Origin of the sequence: Streptomyces sp. DI166 (assembly GCF_900091315.1) — a bacterium.
GTDB classification, from domain to species: Bacteria; Actinomycetota; Actinomycetes; order Streptomycetales; family Streptomycetaceae; genus Streptomyces; species Streptomyces fuscus.
The window spans coordinates 22,179-48,639 of sequence record NZ_FLSP01000015.1; the positions used below are offsets into that span (position 1 = coordinate 22,179).

The window sequence follows — 26,461 nt, forward strand, 5'->3', positions numbered from 1 at the left end:
TGTCGTCGTCCCGCTGCCGACACTGTGCGCTACTGAATCCGCAGTACTGACCCCCTCCCGGCTCCCACCGGGGGACGAGAGCGGCTCGGTCTCAGGTGCCACCACGCGCCCGCGCCCCTACTCCCACAGCTTCCGCACACCCCACCCGGACGACCCCCACGCCGGGCCACCGAACAGGAGGGCCCCAGGCCGGGCGGCACGCCAAACGCGGTTCCGAACCCCAACCCCGCGAGCCCCCTGCCCCGGGCACGGGCGACGCGCAAAGCGCAGGCAGCCGCGGAAGGAACAGGCAGGGCGCGGGCCGAGGACCCGGGCAGGGCGCGGACCGAGGACCCAGGCAGGGCGCGGGCCGAGGACCCGGGCAAGGCGCGCGCCACGCGCGGAGCGCAAGCAGGCGCGGGAAGGCACAGGCGGGCGCGCGCCGAGGGCCCGGGCGGGGCGCGGGCCGAGGACCCGGGCAGGGCGCGGCGAGCACGGGCAGGCGGGGACCTCGCGGACGCCGGACCGGGCGGGCGACACGCAAAGCGCAAGCAGGCACGGCGAGCGCAGGCAGGCGCGGACCTCGCGGACCCCGGAGCGGGCACGGGCCTCGCGCAGAGCGCAGCCAGACGTGGAAGGCACAGGCGGGCGCGGGCCGCGAGGACCTGGGACCGGGCGCAGGTCGCGCGGGTGGAGGGGCGTATGGGGGGGCGGGCCGGGGTCAGGTGGGGAGGACGGCGTCGGGTGGCCGGGTCAGGCCGGAGGCGTCGGCTCGGACGGGGCGATCTGCGCGATCAGGTCCTCCACCAGGCGCCTGATCTCGTCGCGGATCGGGCGGACGGCCTCGACGCCCTGACCGGCGGGGTCGTCGAGCTTCCAGTCGAGGTAGCGCTTGCCCGGGAAGACGGGGCAGGTGTCGCCGCAGCCCATGGTGACGCACACGTCGGACTCCCGCACCGCGTCCACGGTGAGGATCTTGGGGACCTCGGCGGAGATGTCGACGCCGACCTCGGCCATCGCGGCGACAGCGGCCGGATTCACCCGCTCGCCCGGGCTGGACCCGGCGGAGCGGACCTCGACGCGGTCCCCGGCCAGGTGGGTCAGCCAGGCGGCGGCCATCTGGGAACGGCCGGCGTTGTGGACGCAGACGAACAGGACGGACGGCTTCCCGCGAACCGCCCGGTCTCCCTCCCCCGGCCCGGTCATACCGCGGCCGGCAGGGAGAGGAGCTTGCCCATCGCCGCCAGTACGGACGGCTCGACCCGGTAGTAGACCCAGGTACCGCGCCGCTCGGAGGTGAGCAGCCCGGCCTCCTTGAGCTTCTTCAGGTGGTGGGAGACGGTGGGCTGGGAGACGCCGACGTCGGAGATGTCGCACACGCACGCCTCGCCGCCCTCGTGGGAGGCCACGGCCGAGAACAGCCGCAGCCGCACCGGGTCGCCCAGCGCCTTGAACATCCGCGCCGCGGTCTCGGCCTCCTCGGCGGTCATCGGGCGCTCGGTCAGTGGCGGGCAGCACGGCGCCACTCCCTGGCCGTCGGCCCCGAGCAGTGGCAGCACCTTCGCGTTCGACATACGTCTATGTTGACACATGTCGAATCAGGGCGGCAGTAGTCGGTAGCGAGTCCACGGCAGGCTAATTAGATGGCCATCTATGTTGACGTCCATCGATACAGCTGCCATGCTGACCCCACAAGCCATCGACAGATGTCGAAATACGCGAGGAGTCGCCGTGAACGCGCCCGCCACCGCCCAGCTGCCCGTCATCGTGATCGGCGCCGGACCCACCGGTCTGGCCGCCGCCGCCCACCTGGTCGAGCGCGGCATCGAACCCCTGGTCCTGGAGGCCGGCCCGGCGGCCGGCGCGGCGGTGCGCGAGTGGTCCCACGTGCGGCTGTTCTCCACCTGGGGCGAGGTCGTCGACCCGGCCGCCGAGAAGCTCCTCGCCCCGACGGGCTGGACCAGGCCGGACCCTGGGTCCTACCCCTCCGGCGGCGACTGGGCCGAGCGCTACCTGCAGCCGCTCGCCGACGCCCTCGGCGAGCGCGTGCGCACCGGCGCCCGGGTCACCGGGGTCTCCCGGGCGGGCCGGGACCGTATCGTCGACGCCGAACGCGAGCAGCAGCCCTTCGTCGTCCACGTCACCCGAACCGACGGCCGCGAGGAGCGCCTCTTCGCCCGCGCGGTCATCGACGCCTCCGGCACCTGGACCACCCCCGGTCCGGCAGGCGCCGGCGGACTGCCCGCCCTCGGTGAGCGCGCGGCAGCCGACCACGTCACCTACCGCGTCCCCGACCTGAAGGACCCCGCCGTCCGCGCCCGCTACGCCGGCAGGCGCACCGCCGTCATCGGCTCCGGCGCCTCCGCCTTCACCGCCCTCGCCTACCTCGCCGACCTCGCCAAGGCCGACGACGGGACCGGTACGAAGGCCGTGTGGATCCTGCGCCGCGGCCTCTCCGGCTCCACCTTCGGCGGCGGGGAGGCCGACCAGCTCCCCGCCCGCGGCGCCCTGGGCCTGGCCGCCAAGGCCGCCGTCGACGAGGGATACGCCGACGCCGTCACGGGTTTCCGCACCGAGGCGATCGAGCGCGACGGCGAGCGGCTCGTCCTCGTGGCCGAGGACGGCCGCCGCCTCGACGCGGTCGACGAGGTGATCGTGCTGACCGGCTTCCGGCCCGACCTGTCCTTCCTCTCCGAGATCCGCCTCGGCCTCGACGAACGCCTCCAGGCCCCCGTCGCCCTCGCCCCGCTGATCGACCCCAACCAGCACTCCTGCGGCACCGTCTACCCGCACGGCCACCGCGAGCTGGCCCACCCCGAACCCGGCGTCTACCTGGTCGGCATGAAGTCCTACGGCCGCGCCCCCACCTTCCTCGCGATGACCGGCTACGAGCAGGTCCGATCCGTCGTCGCCGCCATCGCGGGCGACCTCGAAGCGGCCGACCGCGTCGAACTCACCCTCCCCGAGACCGGGGTGTGCGGCGGCGCCGGCCTCTTCGACGCGCCCGACGCCGCCGAAACCGAAGGCGGCTGCTGCGCGCCCGCGCCCCAACTCGTGCAGTTCGGCGCTCCCGCCACGGTCGGCGCGGCGGCCGACGAGGCTCCGGCGGGCGGCTGCTGCGGCTCGTGACCGGACTCGGCACCTCCGCCCGCGGGGCCGCGACCGGATCGGGGGACCGGTCGCGGCCCCGCGCCGCCCTGCCCGCCCTCTGCCTCACCCAGATCACCAGCTGGGGCATCGTCTACTACGCGTTCCCCGTCCTGAACCCCGGGATCACCCACGCGACCGGCTGGCCGGCCGGGGCGACCACCGCGGCCTTCTCCCTCGCGCTCGTCGTCTCCGCCCTCGCCGGTATCCGCGTGGGCCGGATCCTGGACCGGCGCGGCCCCCGCGCCGTCATGACCACCGGTTCCGTCATCGGCACCGCCGGTCTGCTGCTCGTGTCCGCCGCCCCCAACCTGCCGGTCTTCTTCGCCGGTTGGGCCCTGACCGGACTCGCGATGGCCACCACGTTCTACCAGCCCGCCTTCGCCGCCCTCACCCGCTGGTGGGCCCCCGACCACGTGCGCGCGCTCACCGTCGTCACCCTCGCCGGCGGACTCGCCTCCACCGTCTTCGCGCCCCTGACCGCCCTGCTCGCCGAGCACCTGTCCTGGCGCCACACCTACCTGGTCCTCGCCGCACTGCTCGCGGTCCTGACCGTCCCCGCGCACGCGCTGGCGCTGCGCGCGCCCTGGCCGCCCGCACCGACCCCCGCGCGGGACAAGGCCGACGGCGCCGCGACCGACGCCGGGAGCCGCCCGTTCCGGCTCCTCGCCGTGGCGTTCACCCTGTCGGCGTTCGCGATGTACGCCGTGGTCGTCGCGGTCGTCCCGCTGCTGCTCGAACGCGGCTACTCGACCGCCCAGGCCGCCTGGATCCTCGGCATCGGCGGCGCGGGACAGACCCTCGGCCGCACCCTGTACGCCGCGCTCGCGCGCCGCACCACCCCAACGGCCCGCACCACGACCCTGATCGCGCTCGGCGCCCTGACCACGGCCGCCTTCGCCGCCGTCCCCGGGCCGTACGCGCTGCTGGTCGCCGTGTCGGTCGTGGCCGGCATGGTCCGCGGCAACCTCACCCTGCTGCAGGCCACCGCCGTCACCGACCGCTGGGGCACCGCCCACTACGGACGCCTCTCCGGGCTCCTCGCCGCACCGTCCACCACGGCGGCGGCCCTCGCGCCGTTCGCGGGCGCCGCGCTGGCGGTCCCCCTCGGCGGTTACGGGCCGCTGTTCCTCCTCCTGGCGACGGTCTCCGTGGCCGCCGCGCTCGTCTCGCCGTGGACGGCCCCGGGAGCCCACCGGTCTCCGTGATGACATCCAACACCCGGCGTGTATACGACTTCTGTGACTGATGAGACGTCAGTGAAGCTGGTGGGACTTTAAATTACTGAACCGTAACCTACCGACCGGTATCGATCAGCCGGTTACCGCCAGTACGGTCCTGGCGAACCGTTCCCGCACTCCTGCCAGCCGCTTCACAGGAGGTTCGCCATGCCCGTACGCAGACGGCTCCTGGCCGCGAGCGTTGTCACCGCCGCCTGCCTGGGCGCCCAGGCCCTGTGCGGAACCGCCGCCACCGCCACCGACGAGGTCGTGTCCCGGGGCATCACGATCCCGGCCTTCTACAACCCGCCCACCACCCTGCCCGCCGCGGACGGCGCCCTCGTGCGCAGCGAGCCGCTGAAGCTGGCCCTGAGCCTGCCGAGCCTGAACGGACCCCTGCCGGGGAAGGCGACCCGGCTGATGTACAAGTCCACGGATTCCAATGGCAGGCCCGTCGCCGTGACCGGCGCGTACATCGAGCCCTCCGCCGCCTGGAAGGGCGACGGTCCGCGTCCGCTGGTCGTGGTCGCGCCCGGCACGATGGGGCAGGGCGACCAGTGCTCGGCCTCCATGGGACTTGAGCACCCGATCCGGTTCAACGGCGAGACGGTGTCCGTCGGTTACGAGGACCTGACGATCTACCGGCTGCTCGCCAAGGGCACGGCGGTCGTCGTCACCGACTACGTCGGACTCGGCGCCACCGACCGGCTGCACACCTACGTCAACCGCGTCGACGAGGCGCACGCCGTACTGAACGCCGTCCGCGCCGCCCGCCAGGTGGCCGGGGCCTCGGTGACCGCGGAGTCGCGGGTCGGCCTGTTCGGGTACAGCCAGGGCGGCGGGGCGAGCGCGGCGGCGGCGGAGCTGCAGCCGTCGTACGCCCCGGACGTGAACCTCGTCGGCGCGTACGCCGGTGCCCCGCCCGCCGATCTGGACAAGGTCACGCGGGCCATCGACGGCAAGGAGCTGGCCGGGGCGCTGGGCTGGTCGCTCAACGGCTTCGTGCAGTCCGACCCGAGTCTGAAGCCGATCGCCGACGCGCATTTGAACAGCAAGGGCCGGGCGGCGATGACCGACCTGTCGACGATGTGCGTGGGCGACGCGATCCTCAAGTACGCGGGCGCGGACAGCGAGGACTGGACGAAGGACGGCCGCTCGATCAGCGAGATCATCGCGGTCTACCCGAATCTGACGGCGTTCATCGACAGCCAGCGCATCGGGAAGCTGAAGCCGAAGGCGCCGGTGCGGGTGGTGACGGGCATCAGCGACAACCTGGTCCCGCACGGCCAGGCCCGGCAGCTCGCCAAGGACTGGTGCGCCAAGGGCGCGAACGTGACCTACCAGGCCGAGCTGGTCCCGCCGCTGGGCAGCTCGCTGCTCAACCACATGACGCCGCTGCTGACCGACCAGGGCGAGGCGGTCGACTGGATCGTCGACCGGCTCAAGGGCCGCGGCGTCTCCTCCAACTGCTGGAGCATGCCGCTGCAGCCCTGACGAAAAGCGCGCCTCAGTCCAGGCGGTCGGCGAGCCCGGCCGCCTGGAACGCGGCCACCACGTCCTCGCGGGTCTCGGTGAAGTGGGCCCAGCTGTCGCAGTGCACCGGCACGACCCTGCGGGCGTCGAGGACGCGGGCGGCCTCGGCGGCCCCGGCACTGTCCAGGACCAGCGCGGCGCCGTCGAAGAAGTGCGGGGAGCGAGGGGCCCCGGCGAACAGGATCGCGGTGTCGACCGGACCGAAGCGGTCGGCGATCTCCTTGACCGCGTCCAGGGAGGCGTTGTCGCCGCTGACGTAGACCGAGGGCAGGCCCTCGCCGGTCAGGACGAAGCCGGCCACCTCACCGAGGACGCCTTCCACCGCCTCGCGCGGACCGGGCCCGTGGATCGCCGGTACGGCGGTGACGGTGACCGTGCCGCCGCCGGGGCGCTCCAGCTCCACGCTCTCCCAGTCCGCCAGGCCCTGGGCGGTGCCGCCGAGGCGGGTACCGCCGCCCGGGGTGGTCAGGGTGAGCGGGACGTCGGCGAGCAGGGCGCGGCCGGAGTCGTCGAGGTTGTCGGCGTGCTCGTCGTGGGAGAGCAGGACCACGTCGATCCGGCCCAGTTCCGCGGGCTGGGCGCTCGGCGGGGCCAGCTTGCGCTGGGTCGGGCGGCCCGGCCGCACGTACTCGCGGGGGGTGTCGAAGGTGGGGTCGGTGAGGAAGTTCAGACCGCCGTAGTCGAAGAAGGCGGTGGGGCCGCCGAGGACGCGGATGGACAGGTTGCTGGACATAAACCTGGACTCCTCACGGATAGAAGGTGGTTTATCCGTGAGAGACACTACCCCTTTCTCATGGATAGGTGCAACGCCTACCATGAGAAGCATGAACGGAACCGTGGCCTCCGACAGCACCCCGCCGCCGCCCGCGCCCGGCGCGGAGCAGTACCCGGCGCTGGACTTCGCCAACAGCGTGTACGCCGTGCCCGGCGGGCACTACGTGGACCTGCTCGGCACACCCGAGGGCGCCGAGCAGTGGCTGGTGGAGCGCGGGCTGGCCCCCGCCGACGCGGGCATCCGGGAGCAGTGCGCGGCACAGCTCAGGTCCCTGCGCGAACAGGTCCGCGCCCTGCTGGCGGCCCACATGGACGGCACCCCGGCCCCGTCCGGCGCCCTGGCCGCGGTGAACGACGCCCTCACCCGCGCCCCGGCCGCCGCACTCCTGCACTGGGACCCGGCACGGGGCCTGCACCGCCGGGCGGCCCACCCCACCGACCAGATCCTCGACCACGCCCTGGCGGCCCTGGCCACCAACGCCGCCGACCTGCTGACCGGCCCCGACGCCCCCCGCCTCACCCCCTGCGCCTCCCCGCCCTGCATCCGCTACTTCCTCCGCCACGGCCGCCGCCAGTGGTGCTCGACGCGCTGCGGGGACCGGGTACGGGCGGCCCGGGCGTACGCGCGGAAGACGGGCGCGCGGGAGGACTGAGCCTCAGTACCGCAGCGCCCTGGCCACCTTCGCCTGTACGTCCCCCGACAGGTCGCGCCGGCTGCGGGCCGTGGCGTCCTTCGTGGCGCCCGCTCCGACGTCCGAGACGGTGACGACGGTCGTGTCGAGGCGGTTGCCGTTCTCGTCGGTGAAGTCGATCTGGACGAGGAAGGACTTGGTCGAGTCGGCGGTGTTCTTCGCGGTGAGCGTCACCTCCGCCTTGCCGCCGGACGTGGACGGCTTGCCCAGGGTCACCTCGTCCTTGGCGTTCACGCCGTTCTTGACGTCCTGGAACCTGCGGTCCGCCTCCGAGGCGAGCGACTCCGCCGCCGACTGGGCCCGGCTCACCACGCTCGACGGGGTGTCGTCGTCGGAGCAGGACGTCAGGGCCGCCGAGGCCGCCAGCGCGGCGGCGGACAGCAGGCAGAGGGTCCGGTGGCGGGACATGCGGGCCTCCAGGGTCGGCGGATTCCTTCATTGAAGGTCCGGGCAACCGCTCCCGCACCTCGGCGCCTCACCCGTACGGCCCACTCCCGTGGTGGGCGGCCGTGCCCCGTCGGAACGTGGAGCCGACGACCCACCGGCGGGCGGCGCCCCCGCGCCGGCCGCCCCGGAGAAGACGGGACGACGGCCCATGACACAGCAGCCGCAGTCACACCCCCAGCAGTCGCAGCAGACCGGTGAGGGGGCGCGGGGGCAGCAGCCGCCCCCCGTGTGGGACGAGGCCCACCGGCCCTCGGGGCCCACGCCCGGAACCACCGGCTGGGCCGGGCCCGTGCCCGGGGCCACCCCCTGGCAGACCGGAGGGCTCGTCTTCGCCGGTGTGCTGATGATGGTCAACGGCGTGGTCGCCGTGCTCCAGGGCATCTCGGCCATCGCCACGGACGACGTGTACGAGCGGATCAACGACTACGTCTACAAGATCAGCCTCACCGGCTGGGGCGTCATCCTGCTCTGCCTCGGCGCCGTCGCGCTGGTCGTCGGCTGGGGCATCCTCCAGGGCGCCTGGTGGGCCCGGATCACCGGTATCTTCCTGGCCTCCCTGAGCCTGGTGGCCAACTTCCTCTTCCTGCCGTACCAGCCCGTCTGGTCGGTTCTCATGGTCGCGCTGGACTTCTTCGTGATCTGGGCCCTCGCCACCGCTCCCGACCGGGAGAAGAAGACGAGGGCCAAGACGTCCTGACCGGCCTCACACGTGTCCCAGGCCACCACTCCCGAAGGACCCGCTCGATCCGGGCAGCCAGCGTTTGCGCCGCTGATCCTTTCCGGTTCTGCTGCCCGCGTGCCGGAGCTGGTACGGCATCAACCGTTCCCCGCCCTCCGCGCGCGGCAGCTCATCGGGCTCCCGCATCTCCCGCATCTCGTGGACCGGCCCGCCCTCGGGCATCTTGGGATGGTCCTCGGGAGAGGGATGCGGCAGCTCACGGTCCATGACCCGCATGCCGAACTGCACGGCCCACACCAGTGCACCGGCGATGATCAGGCCGCCCACAAAGGCCGCGACCACGTTGAGTACTTCGCTCGACGTGGCCGCCAGAACAACCGTCGTCGTACTCATATCCCAATTATCACCCAATCGGACGATTAGGCTCTTCCTGTGCATGGCGAGACCACCGAGCGCTCCACCGAGCCGGTCATGGGGCGCTTCACCGAACAGGACCACGCGGACCGTATGGAACGAGCCACCCGGGACGCCATCACCGCCGGGCTGGCGGGCCTGCTGATCACCCCGGGTCCCGACATGACCTGGCTGTGCGGCTACCGCCCGCCCGCGCTCACCGAACGGCTGACGCTGCTCGTCCTGACCCCCGAGTCCGAGCCCCGGCTCCTGGTGCCCGCGCTGGAACGCGGGGACGCCGAGGCCTGCCCAGGCGCGGGCGCGCTGCGGATCTCCGCGTGGAGCGACGGCCAGGACCCCTACGCCGCCGCGGCCGGACTGCTGCGCCCGCAGGGTCACTACGGCGTCTCCGACTCCACCTGGGCCCTGCACCTGCTGGGCCTCCAGGAGGCCCTGCCGCTGACCTCGTACCGCGCGCTGACGACCGTGCTGCCGATGCTGCGCGCGGTGAAGGACGCCCACGAGCTGGACCGGCTGGCGGCGGCGGGCGCGGCGGCCGACGCCACGTACGAGGAGATCCTCTCCGTGCGCTTCTCCGGGCGCCGCGAGCGGGAGGTGGCCGACGACCTGACCCGGCTGCTGCTCAAGCACGGACACTCCCAGGTCGACTTCACGGTCGTCGGCTCGGGCCCCAACGGCGCCGACCCGCACCACGAGGCCGGTGACCGGGTCATCGAGCACGGCGACATGGTGGTCCTGGACTTCGGCGGCCTGCGCGACGGCTACGGCTCCGACACCACCCGCACCGTGCACGTCGGCGAGCCCACCGAGGAGGAGATCCGGGTCCACGAGACCGTGCGCACGGCCCAGCAGGCGGCCTTCGAGGCGGTGCGCCCCGGCGTGCCCTGCCAGGAGATCGACCGGATGGCGCGCACGGTCATCGAGACCGCCGGGTACGGCGAGCACTTCGTCCACCGCACCGGCCACGGCATCGGGGTCACCACGCACGAGCCGCCGTACCTGGTGACCGGCGAGGAGGCGCCGCTGGTGCCGGGCATGTGCTTCTCGATCGAGCCGGGCATCTATCTGCCGGGCCGCTTCGGGGTGCGCATCGAGGACATCGTGACCTGCACCGAGGACGGCGGCCGCCGCCTGAACAACACCTCCCGGAAACTGGCCCTGGTGGAGTGAGGCTCCCGGACAGCTCCGCGCTCCACTGCGGCTGCGGCAGCCAGGCGCCACCCGCGCCGAAGCCGTAAAAGGGACCGCTGCGCGTCCACGGCAGCGGCACCCGCCAGCCGTCGCGATCTCCTCTGCGGTGCGGTTCTCCACCATCCCTGCCACCGCGTCCGCGCCCTCAACCGGACCCGGTCCGGAGCACGGGATTCCCCGTGTGAGGGAATTGTGACGGAGCCTTGAACTCCACAACCGTTGCCGCAGGTTGACAGGGGATCAGGCCCCCACCACCATGGGTTTCGCGCTGGGGCCCATGTGACCAATGAGCCCAGTGTTTCTTCGACCACCACCCCGGTACGGCACGGCCCGCCGTCGCTGTGCGCTGCCCGCCTGCCGTCGCCCGGGTTCTGCTCACGCCAAGATGGGGATTCGCATGTCCATAGCGAGACGTGTCATCGCGCGGCGCCTGCTGGGGACGGGCGCCGTGTCGCTCGCCCTGTGCGCCGCCACGGTCGCCGCCGCGTCCGGCGCCCACGCCACCGGCACTCCGGGCGGGGACGGCTGGAAGACGGGGGGCCACTACAAGCCCGGTACCGGGCCGGGCACCGAGACCGCCACCGAGCGGTGCCAGTTCTCGCTGGACGGGGTCACCTTCCAGGACTCGGTCAAGGTCGACGGCGAGAACCTGAAGCCGGACGAGAACGGCAAGGTGCACATCAAGGTCCGTACCGCGGGCGACGCGGCGACCTGCACCGCCTCCCTCGCCTCCTACCTGGCGCACGGCCCGACGTTCGCCACCTCCGGCCTGCAGGTCCTGGTCGGCTTCGACACGGTCACCGTGAAGCAGGGCGAGACCGACTCCCTCGACATCCCGGTGCCGGACAAGGGCTGCTTCGGGCAGATCGACCTCTACCGGGGCGCCGTCAAGTACGACGGCGACTACAACTCCGACGACGGCTTCGAGCACGGTGACGCGCCCAAGGGCCCGGACCGCCCGGTCATCAAGGACAAGCTGATCGCGGCCTGGAACGGCGGCACGTCGGACTGCACGATCGACTCCCCGCCCCCGACCACCCCGGAGGAATCCACCCCGCCGGAGGAGTCCACCCCGCCGTCGGAGCCCCCGGCGAGCGAGCCGCCCGCGAGCGAACCCCCGGCGAGCGAGACGCCCGAGGAGCCGACCCCCTCGGACTCCACCACGCCCCCGGCCCCGACCCCGAACGGCGGCGACGGCGGCAACCTCGCCGAGACGGGCGCCGACAGCAGCACGCTCCCCGTCACCATCGGCGCGGCGGTGCTCCTGGCGGGCGGCGCGGCCATCGTCCTGACCACCCGCAGGCGCCGCACGCAGTCGGGGTCGTAAGCCCGGCCGGTACGTGAGGCGCTCTGGGTAGGGCGCTTAGGAGCCCTCCACGGCCCCCAGCCACAGCTTCACGTACCGCTCCACGTCCACGTCCAGCGCCACGTCGACCAGGGCCTGCTCCCGCTCCCCGTGATGGATCTCCGCCTCACCGGGGCGGGCGCGGCGGTCGACGACGGTCTGGCCGCGCGTGGGGCCGGGCGCGAGGGAGACCTCGACCGGCAGCAGCGCGGTGGTGAGCCCCCCGGGGTCCACCACCGCGCACACGGCCCCGGCGTCCCCCAGCCCGCCCGACGGATCGTCCCCGTCCGGATCGGGCGCCGAGGGGCGGTGGGCGAGCAGTTCGCCCGCCAGCCGCACCCGGGGCTCGGAACTGGCCCGCAGCCGCTCCACGTCCCCGGCGGGAACCAGCACCCGCTGGAACACGTCGAGCCCGTACATGGTGATCGGCACCCCGGCGGTGAGCAGGACCGCCGCGGCCTCCGGGTCGTGCCAGACGTTGAACTCGGCGACCGGGGTGGCGTTCCCGGTGGCCACCGCCCCGCCCATGAACACGATCCGCGAGATGTTCCGCACCACCTCCGGATACGTCCGCAGCAGCAGCGCGATGTTGGTGAGCGGCGCCGTGGGAATGAGGGTGACCGGCGTCGGCGAGGCGAGGATCTCCCGGCGCAGCAGGGTCACCGCGTCCACGTCCACCGGACGCCGGGTGGGCGCCGGCAGCCCCAGGTCCCCCATCCCGTCCACCCCGTGCACATGACTGGCCGGCCGCGCCGGTTCGATCAGCGGCCGCTCGGCGCCCCGCGCCACCGGGATGTCCCCGGCCCCGGCCGTCTCCAGCACGGTGAGCGTGTTCCGGACCACCCCGTCGACATCGGTGTTCCCGGCCACACAGGTCACCGCCCGGACATCGAGCCCCGGATGCCGTACGGCGAACAGCAGGGCGAGTGCGTCGTCGACCCCGGTGTCGCAGTCGATGATCACCGGAATGGGCTGACCGGCCATGGGGGCTCCCTCTCCAACACGCGTCGTTACCACGACCTTACGCAGCGGCCTCGCGGATTTCCCGGTGGTGCCGCGCTCACCCGGACGGACCGTCGCGCTGGCCGTGGGGCGCGGGGGGTGGTGCCTTGAAGGCACGTCCTTTGATCTTGGGAAGCGTCTGAGCGTCTGGAGGTCCGTGATGGCCCGCTCCAAGGCCCGTGTGCCCGTCGGTCCGGTTCTCGCCCTGGGGGTGCTGGTGGCGGTGAGTGGGTGCGGGAGTGGCGGTGCGCAGGGGGGTGCCGCGGAGTCGGGCGCGCCCCGGCCCGCCCGGAGCAGCGCGCCGCCCTCGCCGGTGTCCGCGCCGGGTCTCACCGAGGCGCAGGCGCACGCGGCGCTGATCACCGAGCAGGATCTCGGGGAGCCCTGGTCCCCCACCAAGGGGGCCGCGACCTGGCGGGACGGGATGCTCAAGGCCACCGTCGAGCAGCAGGACTGCCGGCGCCTGATGGACGCGCTGTACACCGAGGAGTTCTTCGGGCCGGACGTGCGCCCCCGGGCCGTGACCGGGCTCGACGACGACTGGGACGGGGCGCAGATCCGCTACCAGATCCTGGCGCCCCCGCCGCAGGACGTGGACCGGACGCTGGAGTGGCTGGCCTCGCTGCCGTCGAAGTGCGCCGAGTTCACCGCCGTCACCGCGACCGGGGCACGGCAGCACGTCTGGGTGAGCGCGTTCGACGAGCTGCCCGAGGCCGGGGATGCCCGGCAGGGGCTGCGGATCGTCCTCACCGCTCCCGGCGGCGAGGACGGCGAGGACGGCGAGGAGAGCGCACTCACCGTCGATCTCGTCGCCGTGCGCGTCGGGGAGGACGCCCTGGTGTTCACCAACGGCGGCCTCGGCGAGGTCCCCGCGGAGGCGACCTGGGCCACCGCGGACATCGGCGCGCGGCGGCTGGAAGAGGTGCGCAAGCAGGGGCGGGCCCAGGTCTGAGCCCGGCCGTTCCGGCCTACTCCGGCGGGAAGCGCAGTTCGTGCGCGACCACCGCGCGGGCCGCCTCGGTGACCGTACGGCCGTCGGCGAAGGCGCGGGCGCGCAGCAGCGCCAGGGACTCGGGCGCGGAGGCGTCCGTCTGGGCCATGACCATGCCGACGGCCTGGTAGACGCAGTCATGGCCCTCGACCAGCGTGTCCAGCCAGTCGGCACGGCCGGACTCCTGATCGAGTTCCTCCGTGTTCCGGGCCAGCGCCATCAGCGCCGTCGTCACCGCTTCGGCCAGCGCCCGCGCGGTGTGCTGCTCGGCGGCGGTGAGCGCGCCGGGGGTGTCGCGGTACAGGTCGAGCGTGCCCACGCACGTCTCGTCGTCGCCCAGCGGCAGCGAGTACGTCGCCCGCACCCCCGCCTCGGTCGCCTCCTCCGCGAAGACCGGCCACCGCTCCGCGTCCCGCCCTTCCGTCAGATCGCACGCGTACACCGCCTGCCCGCTGCGCGCCGCGCTCTGACAAGGTCCCTCGCCGAGCGTGGCCTGGATGTCCGTCACGTACGCCGCCTGCGCCCCGCTCTCGCACAGCCGCACCGGCATGTCCTCGTCGTGCAGGGAGACGCTGGCGCTGGTCACCGGCAGCAACTCCACGGCGAGGGCGCACAGTCGGCGTGGGATGTCACCGGGTCCCCCCGCCGAGGCGGGCACGGCGGTCCCGTTGGTCCCCCGACCGTCTCCGTTGCCTTGCCGCACGGTCACCACCTCCGAAGCGGCGCGCCTGTCCTGCCGCGCATCCGGGTTCCGGCCCCCGACTACCCGAGGGCCCCGGCGCGAAACCGGATCCGGCCGGTCACACCGGGGGCTGGGCGGGCGCGGGCCCCAGGGTGGTGGTGCCGGGCGCCGTACGGTGGCCCAGCCCCGTCCGGTACGCGTCCAGCGCCGCCTCCACCCGTCCGGTACGGCGGAACAGATCGCCCAGCAGACGGCACAGGTCGGCCAGGTCACCGGCCGCGCCCGCCCGCTCCAGCAGGCTAAGCGCGCGCACGTAGTGCTCCTCGGCGGCCTCGGTGTCCCGCGCGTCCTCCGCGATGATGCCGAGCAGCCGGTGCGCGGCGGCGGAGTGCAGGGCGCCGCGCTCGGGGCTGAGGTCGCTGAGCACCTCGCGCAGCAGGCCCGCCGCCTCCTCGGACTTGCCGCGCCGGTGCAGTACGTCCGCCAGCTCCACGGCGACCTGGCTGGTGTAGAGCGCGGCACGCTTGGCCGACAGCATCGCCCGCGCCTCCCGCAGCTCCTCCTCGGCCCGCTCCAGATCGCCGTTCTGCGCGCACACGTACCCGCGCATCCAGTGGCAGTGGGCCAGTTCGGTGCGGATCTGAAGTCCCCGGTACAGCTCGGCCGCCTTCGCCAGGGACGCGTCGGCCTCCGCGATCCGGCCCTCGGCGAGCAGGGTCCGCGCCACCGACCTGTGCATACGGGCCACCAGCGCCGGGTCCCCGGCCTGCGGCGCCAGCGCCAGGGCGAGTTCGGCGGCCTGCGCGGCGCGCGCGTGGGCGCCCAGGTCCATGTACGGGCCGATCGCGCTGGCGTACAGCAACAGCAGCGCGTCCGGGTCGTGCAGACCACTGCGGTTCAGCTCGTCGATCGTCGATTCCAGCAGGTAGACGGCATACCGCAGCTCACCGGCCAGGTAGTGCGCGAGCGCTCGTCCCCTCAGCGCCGGGACCCTAGCCGTCAGCGGCGCCCCGCGCAGGGCGGCCTCCGCCAGCTCGAAACGGCTCCGGGCCTCGTCCAGGTCCCCGGTGTCGATCCCGCACTCGCCGAGCCCGATCAGCGCGGCCACCCGCTCCTCGACCAGCCCCGCCGCCTCGGCCTGCGCCAGCACGGCCGAGAACGCCGTCACGGCCGCCTCGGTGTCCCCCGTCGCCAACGTCCGCTGCGCGTCGGTCAGTTGCAGCCGCAGTTCCGTCGCCACACGGGCCGAACGGCCGGTCACCAGCTCGTCGTACGCCACGCCCAGCCGTTCGGCGATGTGCTTCAGCGCCTCGTCGGAGGGGCGGACCCGGCCGGCCTCCAGGGTGGAGATGTAGGCGGGCGTGTACGCGGGCTCCGCGAGCTGCTTCTGCGTCAGCCCGCGCTCGGCACGCCACCGCTGCACCCGGCGACCGATGGTCAACGGGTCGTCGCGCTCCGACATGGCCCAACTCCCCTAGTGCCTCTTGCCGTTCGACTCCGACAGCCCCTAGGTTAAACCCGGAGTTAAGCCTGATTACCGAGGTCGCTTAATACATTTTGTCAATACACCGCTTGCGAGGTCGCCGTGCTCGAACGAACCAGCACAAGCGTGCGCTATGTCCGGGGTGTGGCCGCGGCGATCGTGGCCGTGGCCACGCTGGTGCTAGCCGCCAACACCGGACCGGCGAAGGCCGCGGAGTCGGTTCAGGAACCGGCAACCACGGCGTTGACGAAGGCGGAGTAGGCCTCCGGGGAGAGGGCGACCACTCCGTGGTCGGGGTTCTTCGAGTCGCGGATGGCGATGTGGGGGGTGAGGTCGGCGACTTCTACGCACTCGCCGCCGCTGCTTCCGCTGTGGCTCGACTTGCGCCACGAGACGGAGCCGACGGCGGCGCACTCGACGCAATCACCGCCGCTGGTTCCGCTGTAGCTCGACTTACGCCACGAGACAGAGCCGACGGTGACGCACTCCACGCAGTCACCCCCGGTGTTGCCGCTGTACGAGGACCTACGCCACTCAGCTCGTGCCAGTTCCAGGCTGCTCTCCATAGCGTTCCTCCATGACGCGAGCGATCAGGTCGGCCGAGTCCTCCATAGAGAGGGCGGCGGCCTGCAAGCGAGCGTATCCGACTGAACGCTCCCTGATCACTTGTGGGTTGGCGGTCATGTGCCCCTGGTCGTAGCTCTCACAGTAGAAGAGGTCAGGGTGGTCGTCGAAGCGCAGGAGATTAAATGAGCCCATCATCCCAGGGTGTGCTCCGACCATGTATGGCAGCACTTGGACGTGCACCCACGGGTTCTCCCGGAAGCTCAAGAGGTGGGCGAGTTGACCCCGCATGACCTCGCGGTCGCCGACGAGCTGGTACAGCACCGACTCATCCAGAACCACCCACAGCGCAGGCGGCTCCTCGCGCTCCAGGATGCGCTGCCGATCCATGCGGGCGGCCACCATCTCGTCGACCCTGTCCGGATGGTCGAAGGTCAGCAGGGCAGCCGCGTAGTCCCGCGTCTGCAGAAGCCCGTACACCAGCTGGCACTGGTACGCGGAGATATACGAAGCCGACGCCTCCATCTCCGCATACGGCTGGAACCAGCTAGGCAACTGGCTCCGTAAGACCAGCCCCACCAACCGCGTGAACATCCCGTCCGTCATCAGCGCCGCGTCCGCCCGCTCGGCGAACTCCCGTGTCGGCACCTTCAGGGTCGTCTCGATCTGAGCGAACCGGTACAGAAGATGACGTCCCCCAGCTCCCGCTGGGTCAGCCCCGCTTCCTCGCGCTTCCTTCGCAGTTCGTACCCGAAGTAGTCCAACGGAGAGGCACTCGGGTCCAGTTCACGAATGTTCGCCATGTAGCCGAGAGTAACGACGCGACTACTCTCGCGTGACCCAAATCACGAAACTGACGCCAGTGAAGTCAGCCGTTGCTGCACATGATCCAGCGCCCCCTGTCGACGGCCTGGCACCCGTGCCCTCAACTCGGCCAGGGCGGAGCCCAGTTCACGCGCCGCCCGAGGGTCGCTGATCCGCCCCCACTGGTGGTGCGCCCGGTCCACCGCCGACTCCACTTCGGGGTGCTGCGGCGGCTGCCCGGCGCCGAGGCGGGCGGAGGCGACCCCCAGCCAGGCACGGCAACTGCGCACCGCGTCCCCGGCGAACATCGCGAGGTCGGCCCGGACCTCCGCCCAGTGCAGGGCCTCCGCGGAACCGGGGCCGTGGGCGGCCAGCGCGAGCCGTTCGTGGTGTGCGGCGAGCGCGTCCGCGTCGCCGTGGCGGCCGGCGTTGACGGCCTCACGGATCGTGGTGTGCGGGTCGGGCGCCGGACCGGCCGACGCGCCGAGGACGATGTCCCGCATCACCTCTCCGCCCAGCCGCGCCAACGCCTGCTGGTGCAATTCCGCCAGCTCCGGACGCCGCCCGCTGCGCAGGATCGTCGCGACGGTCTTCATGTACGAGGGGACAGCGACGGTCCGTCTCCCCGGCGGCGGCGCGATACGGCCGTAGACGGCGGTCTCCCGGCCGGACTCCAGCGGGCGCGTCCGCAGGAGTTCCCAGGTCTCGGCGTCCGCGTGCAGGTCGAGGATCAGAGTGGTGGTGCCCGGTGCGCGCAGCCGCAGTTCGTCGCGGATCCAGTGCCAGGGCAGGGCGGTGTAGCGGACCGTGGACGGGGTGGTGCGGGCCAGGGCGAGGTGCACCTGGCGCTGTCTGCGGTCGAGTTGGAGCTGGCCGGTGACGAAGACGGTGAGGGGTCCGGGGGCGGTCGCGGCGGCGCGCAGGCGGGTGAGGACGGCCTGCGGTTCGAGGGGGTCGGCGAGTTCGAAGACGTTGGCGGTGTCGGTTCCGGCCAGGACGGCGGGCGGTACGGCGGCGAGGACGGGGAGCACGGACGCCGCGTCCACCAGACAGCCCTTGCCCGCCGGAGCGGCGGCGAGCAGCAGCACGGTTCCGGGCATCGGTCCCTCCCCATCCCCCGGCGATCACATACGGCAGCACCGTAACCTCTGCGGCTGCAAAGAGGGGCCCCGGTGGCCGGATCACGACGGCCGTCCGGTCGGCCCCGCGCGCCGTACCGCGAACACCGTGGTGTCGTCGGCGAGGAGGCCGCCGCAGTGGTGCAGGGTGCCGTCACGGACGTAGGCGACCAGGCGGTGCGGGTCGGTGAGGCCGGGGTCGGCGGCCACGGCCTCGCTCAGCCTCTCGACCAGCGGGTAGAAGGCGCCGCCGCCGTCACGGGCCTCGGTGACCCCGTCGGTGGTCACCAGCACCGTCTCGTCGGGCGCGAGCGGGGTGCGCAGCGCCGGGGGCGGGCCGGTGCTGCCGCCGAGCCAGCCGAGGCCCAGCGGCAGTCCGTCGGTCACGGGGAGTTGCCGTACGCCCGAGGGGCCGACGATGAGCGGCGGGTCGTGGCCGAGGACGATCGACTCCACGATGCCGGTGCCGGTGCCGCGGTCGCCCGCGGGGAAGTTCAGCAGCACCGCCGTGGCGAAGCGGTCGGAGTCGGGCCGGCCGAGGGCGGCGATATGCCCCGAGTGCCGGACCATACGGGTCTCCAGGCGCTCGGCGACCACCGCGAGGTCCTCCTCGTGGTAGGCGGCCTCGCGGAAGGTGCCGAGCAGCGCGGCGGCGGTCTCCACCGCGCCGATGCCCTTGCCCTGCACATCGCCGACCAGGACGCGGGTTCCGTGTGGGCCGGGCTGGACGTCGTAGAAGTCGCCGCCGACCGCCTCCACGTCGGCGGTGAGGTACACGGCGGCGTGGTCCAGGCCGCCCCAGACCGGCGGCAGCGGGCGCAGCACGGTGCGGCGGATGGCGTCGGTGACGTCCCGCATGTGCAGCATGCGCTGCTCGCCGCTGACCCGTACCGCGCAGGCCAGCGTGGCGAGGACACCGCCGATCGCGGAGAGCATCAGGTCACCGGGCCCGGCCTGGTACTCGTTGGGCAGGAAGCCGTCGGCGACGGCGTAGGTGGTGGTGGACAGCACCGCGAACGCGGCCGTGCCCCACACCCCGCAGATCGCGGCGGCGATACCGGGGACGAGGACCAGCCAGGAGATGATCCGGAAGTCCTTGCCGGTGTAGAAGTCGACCCAGGTGATCCCGACGAGCAGCACCAGCGGCGGCAGCCAGGCCACGCTCCGGCCGCCCACCCGCAGCATCTGATGACGCTGGACGGGGTTTTCGGTGGCGTCGAGCGCCGAGCGGCGGGCGGGCCGGCCGCTCACCGGTCCGAGTGCGCGCCGCCCGCTCATGCCGCCAGCGAAACACGGGGGTGTGCGGCCCGCATCTCCGACTTGCCAGGGTGCACGCCCCGGGTGTGCTCTGGATGTCGGGGGCGAGGAGGAAGGAGTGCTCTCATGGCTCACGCGGCACCCACACCCGGACGCCCGATGGCCAGGACGACCATCACACCGGACATCTTCAGCGAGCGCACCCACAAGATGGCGCGCTACGGCATCCCCGTCGTCCTCGGTCTGATCTACGGCCTCTGGGCCGCGGCCAACCGGCGCGACGGCGGTGAGATCACCGGCTGGAACGTCCTGTTCGGGTTCGTCACCGCCATCGTGTTCATGGTGCTGTGCATCGCGGTGGCCGAGCTGGCGCCCAAGCTGAAGCGGGAACTGCACTCGCTGACGAAGTCCGCCTTCGCCGGCGCCGCCATCGGCTTCCTCTACAGCCAGACCGGCGCGAGCGTGCTCAGCTCGGCGGGGCTGGGCCTGGTGGTGACGGCGGGCGTGTTCATGGTGTTCTTCTACCGCTACTACACGCACGAGGACGGCGAGGGGAACCCGCTCCCGCGCTGAGCGGCCCCCGCCGGTACGGGCGCACACACGCGTGGGCCCCGGCTTCGCGGCCGGGGCCCACGCGCTCCCTCACCTTCCCCTCACCAGCCGCCCAGCAGGCTCCAGTCGCTGGACGACGTTCGCGGGTCCTCCCAGTTGGTCCAGTGGCCGTCCTTCCACTCCGGACACGGGTCCGAGCAGGTCGGCACATGGGCCCGGCCGACGTCCACGAACGCGGCGGCGGCCCAGCCCTGGGCGCCCTTGAGCCAGTACCAGTACGGGTTGCCGTTGACGCTCTGGCCGCGCACCTTGCACTCCACGCGGTCCTGGCTGCCCGGCGAGAGCCAGGTGACGGCGGGCGAGTGCGTGGTCGGCGCCAGCCGGACGTTGAGCTTCGTGTGGGAAATGACGGTGCCCCAGATCGGACCGTGACGACCGCCGCCGCTGTCGCTACCGCTTCCGTCGGCGTATGTCGGCGGGGTGGCCGGCGCTGCCGCCGTCGCGCCCGCTGTCGCGGCGACCAGGGAGCCGCCGGTGAGCAGGGCCACGGCCAGGGTCCGCAGGGCCGGAGTGGTGCGCATGATCGGCCTCCTTCTCCCCAGCACCAGGAAACACCCGTTCGGGTGAACCCTCCACCGGAGCGCCGACGCCCCAGGTCACCCCAGGGGTACGGCCCCTCGGCCAACCGGCGGCGCCCCGCTGGCGGCGCGGGCGGGCCGGGCCTTGCCTGGAGCCGTGTCCACCCGTCTGCGGAACGCCCTGTCGGCCGCGCTGATCGCGCTGGCCTGTCTGCTGGTGCCGTTCGGGGCGCTGGCCGCCTGGGCGTCGTACGGGCTGGCCGACACCGGCCGCTACGTCACCGCGATGGCGCCGCTGGCCTCCGACCCGGCCGTGCGGGAGGCGGTGGCGGACACCGTCGGCGACCAGGTCGTGGCCGAGACGGGCGCCGGTCCGCCGCTGCGGCCCTTCGTACGGGACGCGGTGCGCTCCTTCACCGCCACCGACGCCTTCCGCACCGCCTGGGACAGCGCCAACCGCGCCGTCCACGACGCCGTCCTGCGCGCCGTGCGCGACGGCACCGGGGGCGACGTACACGTCGACCTGGCGCCGGTGGCCGCGCAGGTGAAGGCGCGCCTCGCCGCCGACCACGTGCCGATCGCCCGGCACATCCCGGTGCGGCACACCGAGGTCGCGGTGCTGCCCGGAAACGAACTGGAACGGCTGCGCAGGGGGTTCACGGTGCTGGAGGTCGCCGGTTTCTGGCTGCCGGTGTCGGCGGCGGTCCTCGCCCTCGCCGGGATCGCGGTGGCGGCCTGCCGTCGGCGGGCGGTGACCGCGATCTCGCTGGGGACCGCGCTGGGCGGCGCCCTCCTCGCCCTGGCCGTGGCGATCGGCCGCCGGCTGACCCTGGCCGACCTGCCGGACGACGTGCACCGTCCGGCGGCGGGCGCGGTGTACGACGCGCTCACCGGGACCCTGCGCACGGTGTCCTGGCTGCTGGTCGCGGTGGGCCTCACGGTCGCCCTGGGTACCTGGCTGCTGACGAGGCGGCGGCAACCATCGGCGCCCCGTCCCTGAGAGAGTGGTCCCGCACCGGCAGGGAGGGGCTGGGAGTTGAGCGCTGCGGTCGAGGAGCGGGCGGGACCACGCGCGCGCGGACGGGGGGTGCTGTCCTGGTTCGCGGGGCTGCTGCTGGCCGTGGTGAGCGTGGTGATGGGCTGCCGGGCCACCGACTCCGACGGAGTCACCCCCGTACCGCAACTGCTGGCCTTCCTGCCCTGGCTGCTCGTGCCCACGGGCGTGGCGCTGGGCTGCACGCTGCTCGCCCGCTGGTGGGCGGGGCTGGTGTGGGGCGTGCTGGTGCTCGGCCTGCTGGCCTGGTTCATCGAGCCGTACGGCAAGGTCGACGAGCCCCGCACCCCGCCGCTGGCCTCCTTCCGGGTGCTCACCGCGAACGTCGAGTTCGGGCAGGGCACCGACGCCCTGGCCGCCGTGGTGCGCCGGGAGAACCCGGACCTGGTGTTCATCGCCGAGTGCGACCGGGAGTGCGCCGAGCGGCTGCCGACGGACGGCTACCCGCACCGGGTGGCCGAGGTGGCGGCCGGGTCCGAGGGCTCGGTGATCCTCAGCCGCTTCCCGCTGCGCGCCGCCGAAGGCGTCCCGGGCACCCTGCGCATGCCCGGCGCGGTCGCCGACGTGCGCGGCACCGACGTACGGCTGCAACTGGCGCACCCCATGCCGCCGTTGCCGGACCAGGTCGGCCTGTGGCGCCGTGAGCTGGGCGCCCTGCGGGACTTCGCCGCCGGACACGACACCACGCCGCTGATCCTCGCCGGGGACTTCAACGCCTCCCAGGACCACGCGGCCTTCCGCGGCATCCTCGACACCGGCCTGCGCGACGCGGCCCGCCTCACCGGCGAGGCCCGCACCCCGACCTGGCCCGCGCGCACGGCGCCGACCCTGGGCGCGCAGATCGACCACGTCCTGCTGTCCGAGGACTTCTCGGCCCGCCGGACCCGCTTCCTGGACCTGGCCGGGAGCGACCACCGGGCGGTGCTGGCGGACATCACCCTGCACGAGAGCCGCCGCGGATGAGTACTGAGGCGCATGAGTACGGCCGCCCTGTGCAGGAGGGCGGCCGTACCAGTGGGGGGTGGAGCCGGGCCGGAGGCTAACGGCCCGACTTCTCCAGCACCTTGTCCGCCGTGACCTTCTCCATCGCGGCGGCGAGACCGTTGGCCCACAGCTGGTTGACGCGGGCCCGCTCCCGGGAGTCCGGGTAGGCGTTGGTGCAGGACGTGCCGGGACCGCCGCCCGACATCAGCTCGCTGCACGGACCCGTGTAGTGGTCCGGCAGACCGAGCACATGGCCGGTCTCGTGGGCGGTGACGCGAGTGGAGTCGTACTGCTGGTTCTGCCGGTAGTCGAGGAAGATGTAGCCCCGGCCGTGGCCGTCGGTCGAGGCGTACGACCCACGCGAGTCGTTGCCCTCGTAGTACCGGAAGTCGGCGTTCGAGCCCGGCTGGAGCCGGACGTTGGACACCGAGCTGTTCCATATCTGGGTGCTGCGGGCTATCTGCGCGCTGAACGACGGGGCCCGGGACGCGTCGTAGACGACGGTGACCGCGGCCGTGCTGGTGGGGTTGGCCGCCCGCTTCTGCGCGACGGACTCCAGGACGGCCTGGAAGAACGCGCGGTTGGCGGCGGCTTCTGCGGAGGCGCCGGAGTGGCCGGAATAGCCGGCGACCTCGGTCCCGTGGGGGGAGGCGGCGGCGGGCGCCGCGGTGGACAGCCCGAGCGCCGCCAGGGTGACGGCGACGGCCGCGGCCGTGCGGGCGGACCGGGACATGGGCAGGGATCTACGCATCGATGACTCCATTGGTGGGGGGTGAGTCGTCATCGGTGAGTGTCGGGGTCCGCGGGGGCGGCTGTGATGATGGCAACCGGCGATAGCACCGGCCTATCGGGCGCCCAATTCGCGCGCCTCGGAAGGGGTTTGTGCGTCTGGTGCAACCACCGGTTCCGTTTTAGCTTCAAGGACATGGAGCTTGAGGTCCGGCACCTCCGCGCGCTGTGCGCCATCGCCGACACCGGCAGCCTGCACCGGGCCGCCCGGCAACTCGGTGTCGCCCAGCCGTCGCTGAGCACCCAGCTGCGCCGTATCGAGCAGGAGCTCGGCGGCGCGCTGTTCCTGCGCGCGCGCACCGGCTGCCGTCCCACGCCGCTGGGCCGCCTGGTCCTCAGCCGGGCCCGTCCGCTGGTGGCCGAAATGCGCTCCCTGGTCGCCGAGGCCCGCTCGGCCGCCGTGGCCGGTCCCCGGCTGCGGGTCGGCTCCACCGCGAGCCGGGCCCTCGCGGGCTGGCTGCGCCGCCTGCGCGGCGGCGGCCAGGAACCCGCCCTGCACATGGACGTCTCCGCCAACACCCTGCTGCGCATGGTCGCCGCCGGGCAGCTCGACGTGGCCTTCGTCCACGAGGTCGAGGGCACGCCCCTGCGCATCCCCGCCGAACTGCGCCTGCGCGTCCTGCTGGAACGCGAGCCGCAGTTCGTCCTGCTCCCCGCCGACCATCCGGCGACCGCGAAGACCGAGGTCGAGCTGTACGACCTGGCGGGCGACCGCTGGATGATCGACCCGAGCGTGGACGGCGAGTGGGACGGGGTGCGCCGGATGTTCCGCGCGGCCGGGGTCGAGCCGGACGTCCTGCACGGCGACTACCACACGGCGAGCGCCCTGGTGGCGACCGGCGAGGTGGTCACGGTCTGCCAGCCCACCGCCCTGCCCCGCCCCGACCTGGCGGTACGCCGGTTGCGCGGCGACCCCCTGGGCGTACGCCTGCTGCTGGCGGCCCGTACGGACACGGACCTGGACGGGGTGTTCCCCGCGCTGGCGGAGGCGTACTGGGAGGCGGCCCGCCAGGCCCCGGCGTACCGGACCTGGCTGGACCGCGAGCAGCCTCAGACCCCGATGTCCCGCCCGTCCTCCCGCCACACGGCGACCACAGCGGGCCGGACGTAACACCCGGGCCCGTCGGGCCAGGTGGAGGCGGGGTTCTCGACGTCCGCGCCGTCGATCTCCCCGGGATGCTGTACGGCCACCAGCACCCGCCGCTCCTGCACGAGCGGCCCGCAGGTCTCGGCGCCCCGCGGCACGGTGAGGAACTGCTTCAGCTCCCCGCGCCGTTCCCCGCGCGTGGCGACCCCGAAGAGCCCGTCGTGCGAGCCGAGCTGGGAGCCGTCGGTGGAGATCCACAGGTTGCCGTGCGGGTCGAAGGCCACGTTGTCCGGGCAGGAGATCGGGCTGACCCGGTCCTTGGGGAACCCGGCGAAGTAGGTGGCGGGGTCGTCCGGGTCGCCGGCGACGAGGAAGAGGCTCCACCCGAACTTCGTACTGTCCGCCCGATTGCGGTGCTCGGTGAGCTCCAGGACCTGCCCGTGCTTGTTGGCGTTGCGCGGATTGGCCTCGTCGGCTGCGGCGTACCCGGCCTTGCCGCGGTTGCTGTTGTTGGTGAGCGCCACGTACACCTTGCCGGTGTGCGGGTTGGGCTCGATGTCCTCGGGCCGGTCCATCTTGGTGGCGCCGACCTTGTCCCCGGCGAGCCGGGTGAAGACGAACACCTCCTCGGCGGACATCCCCTCGACATGGCTGACGGCACCCTTCGCGGTGGCGGTGGCCAGCGGAATCCACTCACCGGAGCCGTCGAACTCCCCGTCGGCGGGAAGCCGCCCGCTGCCGTCGACCTCGATGGCGGGGGAGTCCCCGGTGAGCTTGGCGACGTAGAGCGTGCCTTCGTCGAGCAGCGACAGATTGTGCTCACGGACGCCGCGGCCGTTGCCCTTCCGCATCCGCTTACTTCCGACGAACTTGTAGAAGTAGTCGAACCGCTCGTCGTCCCCGCTGTAGACGACGGGCCGCCCGTCCGGGGTCAGCCGCACGGTCGCCCCCTCGTGCTTGAACCGGCCGAGCGCGGTGTGCTTGCGGGGCGTGGAGTGCGGGTCGTACGGGTCCAGCTCGACGACGTACCCGAACCGGTGCACCTCGTTGGGCTCACGGCCGACATCGAACCGCGGGTCGAACAGCTCCCACTTCCTCTCACTCGCCCCGCCGCCGATCCCGTACCGCTTGTCGGTGTCCCGGTGGGCATGGGCGAAGTACTGATTGAAGTTCTCCTCGCCGTGCAGGGTCGTGCCCCACGGGGTGGTGCCGCCCGCGCAGTTGTTGAGGGTGCCGAGCACCTTGGTGCCGGTGGGGTCGGCGGAGGTCCTGAGCAGATCGGACCCGGCGGCGGGCCCGGTGATCCGGAACGGTGTGGTGGCGGTGACGCGCCGATTGAGGGGATGCCGGGGTACGGGCCTGAGCCGGCCGTCCTTCCTGTTGCCCTCCACCACAACGGCGGAGAGCCCGTGCGCGGCCCAGGCGATCTCGACGTGCTGCCGGGTGGGACTGTCGGGGTCGTACCCGCGGAACATGAGGATTTCGTCGGTGTACTCATGATTAGCGACGAGAATCTGCCGGTTGTCCTCACCGGGGAGCGGCAGCAGGGCGAGGAAGTCGCAGTTGTACCCGAACTGCTGGGCCTGCGCCTCGGCGGTCTGCCGCTCGGGGTCGAAGGCGGGCGCACCACGCAGAATGGGCTCACCCCAGCGGATCACGACATTCTGGCCGTACCCCTCGGGGACGGTGACGGCGTCGCGGGTGTTGGGGGCGACGGGGGTGAAGCGCAGGCCGCGGGCACCGCGCTCGGGGCCCGGCTTGTGGGGGTGCGGGTGCTTCGGCGCGGCGGCGGCCGGGGCGGCGGCACCGGCGGCGCCGACGGCGGTCGCCGCGGTCACGACAGCGGCGGCGCGCATGACACCGCGGCGGCTGAGGGCACCGGCGATGACGTCACCGACGTACGGGTTGGCGGTGGTGTTGGGCACCTCGTGGAAACAGGCGTCACCACACCGGAAACGGCAGGTCATGGCGGAACGGCCACCGGGGTGGGAACCGTCGGAGGTGCGGATGAGCGGCAGTGGAATGCGCACGGTTGTTTCTCCCCTTGGATGCCCTGGGATGCGGCGTCTCGGACGGTAGGGGGGCGCATGTGCGA

The 26,461-nt window shown here is 73.0% G+C and carries 26 protein-coding genes and 2 pseudogenes; 12 read left to right on the plus strand and 16 right to left on the minus strand.

The window, feature by feature from the left end; translation table 11 throughout:
- Positions 1-732 precede the first annotated feature (732 nt).
- Positions 733-1,185 carry an arsenate reductase ArsC gene (locus GA0115233_RS10060; RefSeq protein ID WP_093719800.1) on the minus strand — a complete coding sequence of 151 codons (453 nt, stop codon included), beginning with the start codon at positions 1,183-1,185 and terminating at the stop codon, positions 733-735.
- Positions 1,182-1,553, minus strand: a complete 372-nt coding sequence (locus tag GA0115233_RS10065; RefSeq protein ID WP_093719801.1) for an ArsR/SmtB family transcription factor — start codon at positions 1,551-1,553, stop codon at positions 1,182-1,184. Before GA0115233_RS10065 ends, GA0115233_RS10060 begins: the two co-directional genes overlap by 4 nt.
- Positions 1,554-1,710: 157 nt before the next feature.
- Between GA0115233_RS10065 and GA0115233_RS10070 the strand changes: the two genes are divergently transcribed.
- From GA0115233_RS10070 to GA0115233_RS10080, 3 genes are all read left to right on the plus strand, one after another.
- Complete coding sequence (locus GA0115233_RS10070) at positions 1,711-3,108, plus strand: NAD(P)-binding domain-containing protein (protein WP_093719802.1); 1,398 nt, start codon at positions 1,711-1,713, stop codon at positions 3,106-3,108.
- A complete protein-coding gene (locus GA0115233_RS10075) occupies positions 3,105-4,334 on the plus strand; it encodes an MFS transporter (RefSeq protein ID WP_093719803.1) in 1,230 nt (409 codons plus the stop codon). The genes GA0115233_RS10070 and GA0115233_RS10075 overlap by 4 nt, the downstream gene beginning before the upstream one ends.
- Before the next feature lie 180 nt (positions 4,335-4,514).
- A complete protein-coding gene (locus GA0115233_RS10080; protein WP_093719804.1) occupies positions 4,515-5,840 on the plus strand; it encodes a lipase family protein in 1,326 nt (441 codons plus the stop codon).
- A gap of 13 nt (positions 5,841-5,853) precedes the next feature.
- Here the strand turns inward: GA0115233_RS10080 and GA0115233_RS10085 are convergent, their stop codons facing one another.
- Positions 5,854-6,612 (minus strand): MBL fold metallo-hydrolase, encoded by a 759-nt coding sequence (locus GA0115233_RS10085; protein ID WP_093719805.1) that lies wholly within the window; start codon positions 6,610-6,612, stop codon positions 5,854-5,856.
- A gap of 82 nt (positions 6,613-6,694) precedes the next feature.
- Between GA0115233_RS10085 and GA0115233_RS10090 the strand changes: the two genes are divergently transcribed.
- Positions 6,695-7,306, plus strand: coding sequence for a CGNR zinc finger domain-containing protein (locus tag GA0115233_RS10090; protein ID WP_176711712.1), 612 nt, complete (start codon positions 6,695-6,697; stop codon positions 7,304-7,306).
- A gap of 3 nt (positions 7,307-7,309) precedes the next feature.
- On the opposite strand, the gene GA0115233_RS10095 is transcribed toward GA0115233_RS10090, so the two are convergent.
- A complete protein-coding gene (locus GA0115233_RS10095; RefSeq protein WP_093719807.1) occupies positions 7,310-7,753 on the minus strand; it encodes an FxLYD domain-containing protein in 444 nt (147 codons plus the stop codon).
- A 187-nt stretch (positions 7,754-7,940) separates the two neighbouring features.
- On the opposite strand from GA0115233_RS10095, the gene GA0115233_RS10100 reads away from it, so the two are divergent.
- The gene (locus tag GA0115233_RS10100; RefSeq protein WP_093719808.1) at positions 7,941-8,489 is read left to right on the plus strand and encodes a DUF7144 family membrane protein; all 549 of its coding nucleotides are present in this window, start codon (positions 7,941-7,943) and stop codon (positions 8,487-8,489) included.
- 6 nt (positions 8,490-8,495) lie between these two features.
- Here GA0115233_RS10100 and GA0115233_RS10105 read toward each other — a convergent pair whose 3' ends face one another.
- Positions 8,496-8,864, minus strand: coding sequence for a DUF6479 family protein (locus GA0115233_RS10105; protein WP_093719809.1), 369 nt, complete (start codon positions 8,862-8,864; stop codon positions 8,496-8,498).
- Positions 8,865-8,942: 78 nt separating this feature from the next.
- On the opposite strand from GA0115233_RS10105, the gene GA0115233_RS10110 reads away from it, so the two are divergent.
- Positions 8,943-10,055 (plus strand): aminopeptidase P family protein, encoded by a 1,113-nt coding sequence (locus tag GA0115233_RS10110; protein ID WP_093719885.1) that lies wholly within the window; start codon positions 8,943-8,945, stop codon positions 10,053-10,055.
- 13 nt (positions 10,056-10,068) lie between these two features.
- On the opposite strand, the pseudogene GA0115233_RS41680 reads toward GA0115233_RS10110, so the two are convergent.
- A pseudogene (locus GA0115233_RS41680) lies at positions 10,069-10,170 on the minus strand (alpha-glucosidase); the annotation flags it as partial.
- Between the two features lie 303 nt (positions 10,171-10,473).
- On the opposite strand from GA0115233_RS41680, the gene GA0115233_RS10120 reads away from it, so the two are divergent.
- A complete protein-coding gene (locus GA0115233_RS10120; RefSeq protein ID WP_093719810.1) occupies positions 10,474-11,403 on the plus strand; it encodes an LAETG motif-containing sortase-dependent surface protein in 930 nt (309 codons plus the stop codon).
- 36 nt (positions 11,404-11,439) lie between these two features.
- Here the strand turns inward: GA0115233_RS10120 and GA0115233_RS10125 are convergent, their stop codons facing one another.
- On the minus strand, positions 11,440-12,405 hold the full coding sequence (locus tag GA0115233_RS10125; protein WP_093719811.1) for a nucleoside hydrolase: 966 nt from the start codon (positions 12,403-12,405) through the stop codon (positions 11,440-11,442).
- Between the two features lie 178 nt (positions 12,406-12,583).
- On the opposite strand from GA0115233_RS10125, the gene GA0115233_RS10130 reads away from it, so the two are divergent.
- Entirely contained in the window at positions 12,584-13,375 is a 792-nt protein-coding gene (locus tag GA0115233_RS10130; RefSeq protein WP_093719812.1) for a hypothetical protein, read from the plus strand.
- Between the two features lie 16 nt (positions 13,376-13,391).
- On the opposite strand, the gene GA0115233_RS10135 is transcribed toward GA0115233_RS10130, so the two are convergent.
- The 6 genes and pseudogenes from GA0115233_RS10135 to GA0115233_RS10160 all read right to left on the minus strand — a co-directional run bounded on the left by GA0115233_RS10135 (position 13,392) and on the right by GA0115233_RS10160 (position 19,250).
- Positions 13,392-14,126: a GAF and ANTAR domain-containing protein gene (locus tag GA0115233_RS10135; protein WP_255310126.1), complete on the minus strand. Its 735-nt coding sequence runs from the start codon at positions 14,124-14,126 to the stop codon at positions 13,392-13,394.
- 88 nt (positions 14,127-14,214) lie between these two features.
- The gene (locus GA0115233_RS10140) at positions 14,215-15,558 is read right to left on the minus strand and encodes a helix-turn-helix domain-containing protein (RefSeq protein ID WP_093719813.1); all 1,344 of its coding nucleotides are present in this window, start codon (positions 15,556-15,558) and stop codon (positions 14,215-14,217) included.
- A gap of 242 nt (positions 15,559-15,800) precedes the next feature.
- Positions 15,801-16,145 carry a DUF397 domain-containing protein gene (locus GA0115233_RS10145; RefSeq protein WP_093719814.1) on the minus strand — a complete coding sequence of 115 codons (345 nt, stop codon included), beginning with the start codon at positions 16,143-16,145 and terminating at the stop codon, positions 15,801-15,803.
- A pseudogene (locus GA0115233_RS10150) lies at positions 16,114-16,946 on the minus strand (helix-turn-helix transcriptional regulator). Before GA0115233_RS10150 ends, GA0115233_RS10145 begins: the two are co-directional and overlap by 32 nt.
- A 42-nt stretch (positions 16,947-16,988) precedes the next feature.
- Positions 16,989-18,047: a hypothetical protein gene (locus GA0115233_RS10155; protein WP_093719815.1), complete on the minus strand. Its 1,059-nt coding sequence runs from the start codon at positions 18,045-18,047 to the stop codon at positions 16,989-16,991.
- An 81-nt stretch (positions 18,048-18,128) separates the two neighbouring features.
- The gene (locus tag GA0115233_RS10160; protein ID WP_250745137.1) at positions 18,129-19,250 is read right to left on the minus strand and encodes a PP2C family protein-serine/threonine phosphatase; all 1,122 of its coding nucleotides are present in this window, start codon (positions 19,248-19,250) and stop codon (positions 18,129-18,131) included.
- Between the two features lie 198 nt (positions 19,251-19,448).
- On the opposite strand from GA0115233_RS10160, the gene GA0115233_RS10165 reads away from it, so the two are divergent.
- Positions 19,449-19,895 (plus strand): hypothetical protein, encoded by a 447-nt coding sequence (locus GA0115233_RS10165; protein WP_093719817.1) that lies wholly within the window; start codon positions 19,449-19,451, stop codon positions 19,893-19,895.
- Positions 19,896-19,975: 80 nt separating this feature from the next.
- On the opposite strand, the gene GA0115233_RS10170 is transcribed toward GA0115233_RS10165, so the two are convergent.
- Positions 19,976-20,455 carry a hypothetical protein gene (locus GA0115233_RS10170; RefSeq protein ID WP_093719818.1) on the minus strand — a complete coding sequence of 160 codons (480 nt, stop codon included), beginning with the start codon at positions 20,453-20,455 and terminating at the stop codon, positions 19,976-19,978.
- Positions 20,456-20,609: 154 nt separating this feature from the next.
- Here GA0115233_RS10170 and GA0115233_RS10175 point away from each other — a divergent pair, with 154 nt between their 5' ends.
- Positions 20,610-21,452, plus strand: coding sequence for a hypothetical protein (locus tag GA0115233_RS10175; RefSeq protein WP_093719819.1), 843 nt, complete (start codon positions 20,610-20,612; stop codon positions 21,450-21,452).
- Between the two features lie 36 nt (positions 21,453-21,488).
- On the plus strand, positions 21,489-22,469 hold the full coding sequence (locus GA0115233_RS10180; protein ID WP_255310127.1) for an endonuclease/exonuclease/phosphatase family protein: 981 nt from the start codon (positions 21,489-21,491) through the stop codon (positions 22,467-22,469).
- Between the two features lie 76 nt (positions 22,470-22,545).
- Here the strand turns inward: GA0115233_RS10180 and snpA are convergent, their stop codons facing one another.
- Positions 22,546-23,241, minus strand: coding sequence for a snapalysin (snpA, locus tag GA0115233_RS10185; RefSeq protein ID WP_093719820.1), 696 nt, complete (start codon positions 23,239-23,241; stop codon positions 22,546-22,548).
- Between the two features lie 174 nt (positions 23,242-23,415).
- Here snpA and GA0115233_RS10190 point away from each other — a divergent pair, with 174 nt between their 5' ends.
- Complete coding sequence (locus GA0115233_RS10190) at positions 23,416-24,390, plus strand: LysR substrate-binding domain-containing protein (RefSeq protein ID WP_093719821.1); 975 nt, start codon at positions 23,416-23,418, stop codon at positions 24,388-24,390.
- On the opposite strand, the gene GA0115233_RS10195 is transcribed toward GA0115233_RS10190, so the two are convergent.
- Positions 24,330-26,396, minus strand: a complete 2,067-nt coding sequence (locus tag GA0115233_RS10195; RefSeq protein WP_093719822.1) for a PhoX family protein — start codon at positions 26,394-26,396, stop codon at positions 24,330-24,332. The two genes, GA0115233_RS10190 and GA0115233_RS10195, sit on opposite strands and share 61 nt — an antisense overlap.
- Between the last annotated feature and the right edge of the window lie 65 nt (positions 26,397-26,461).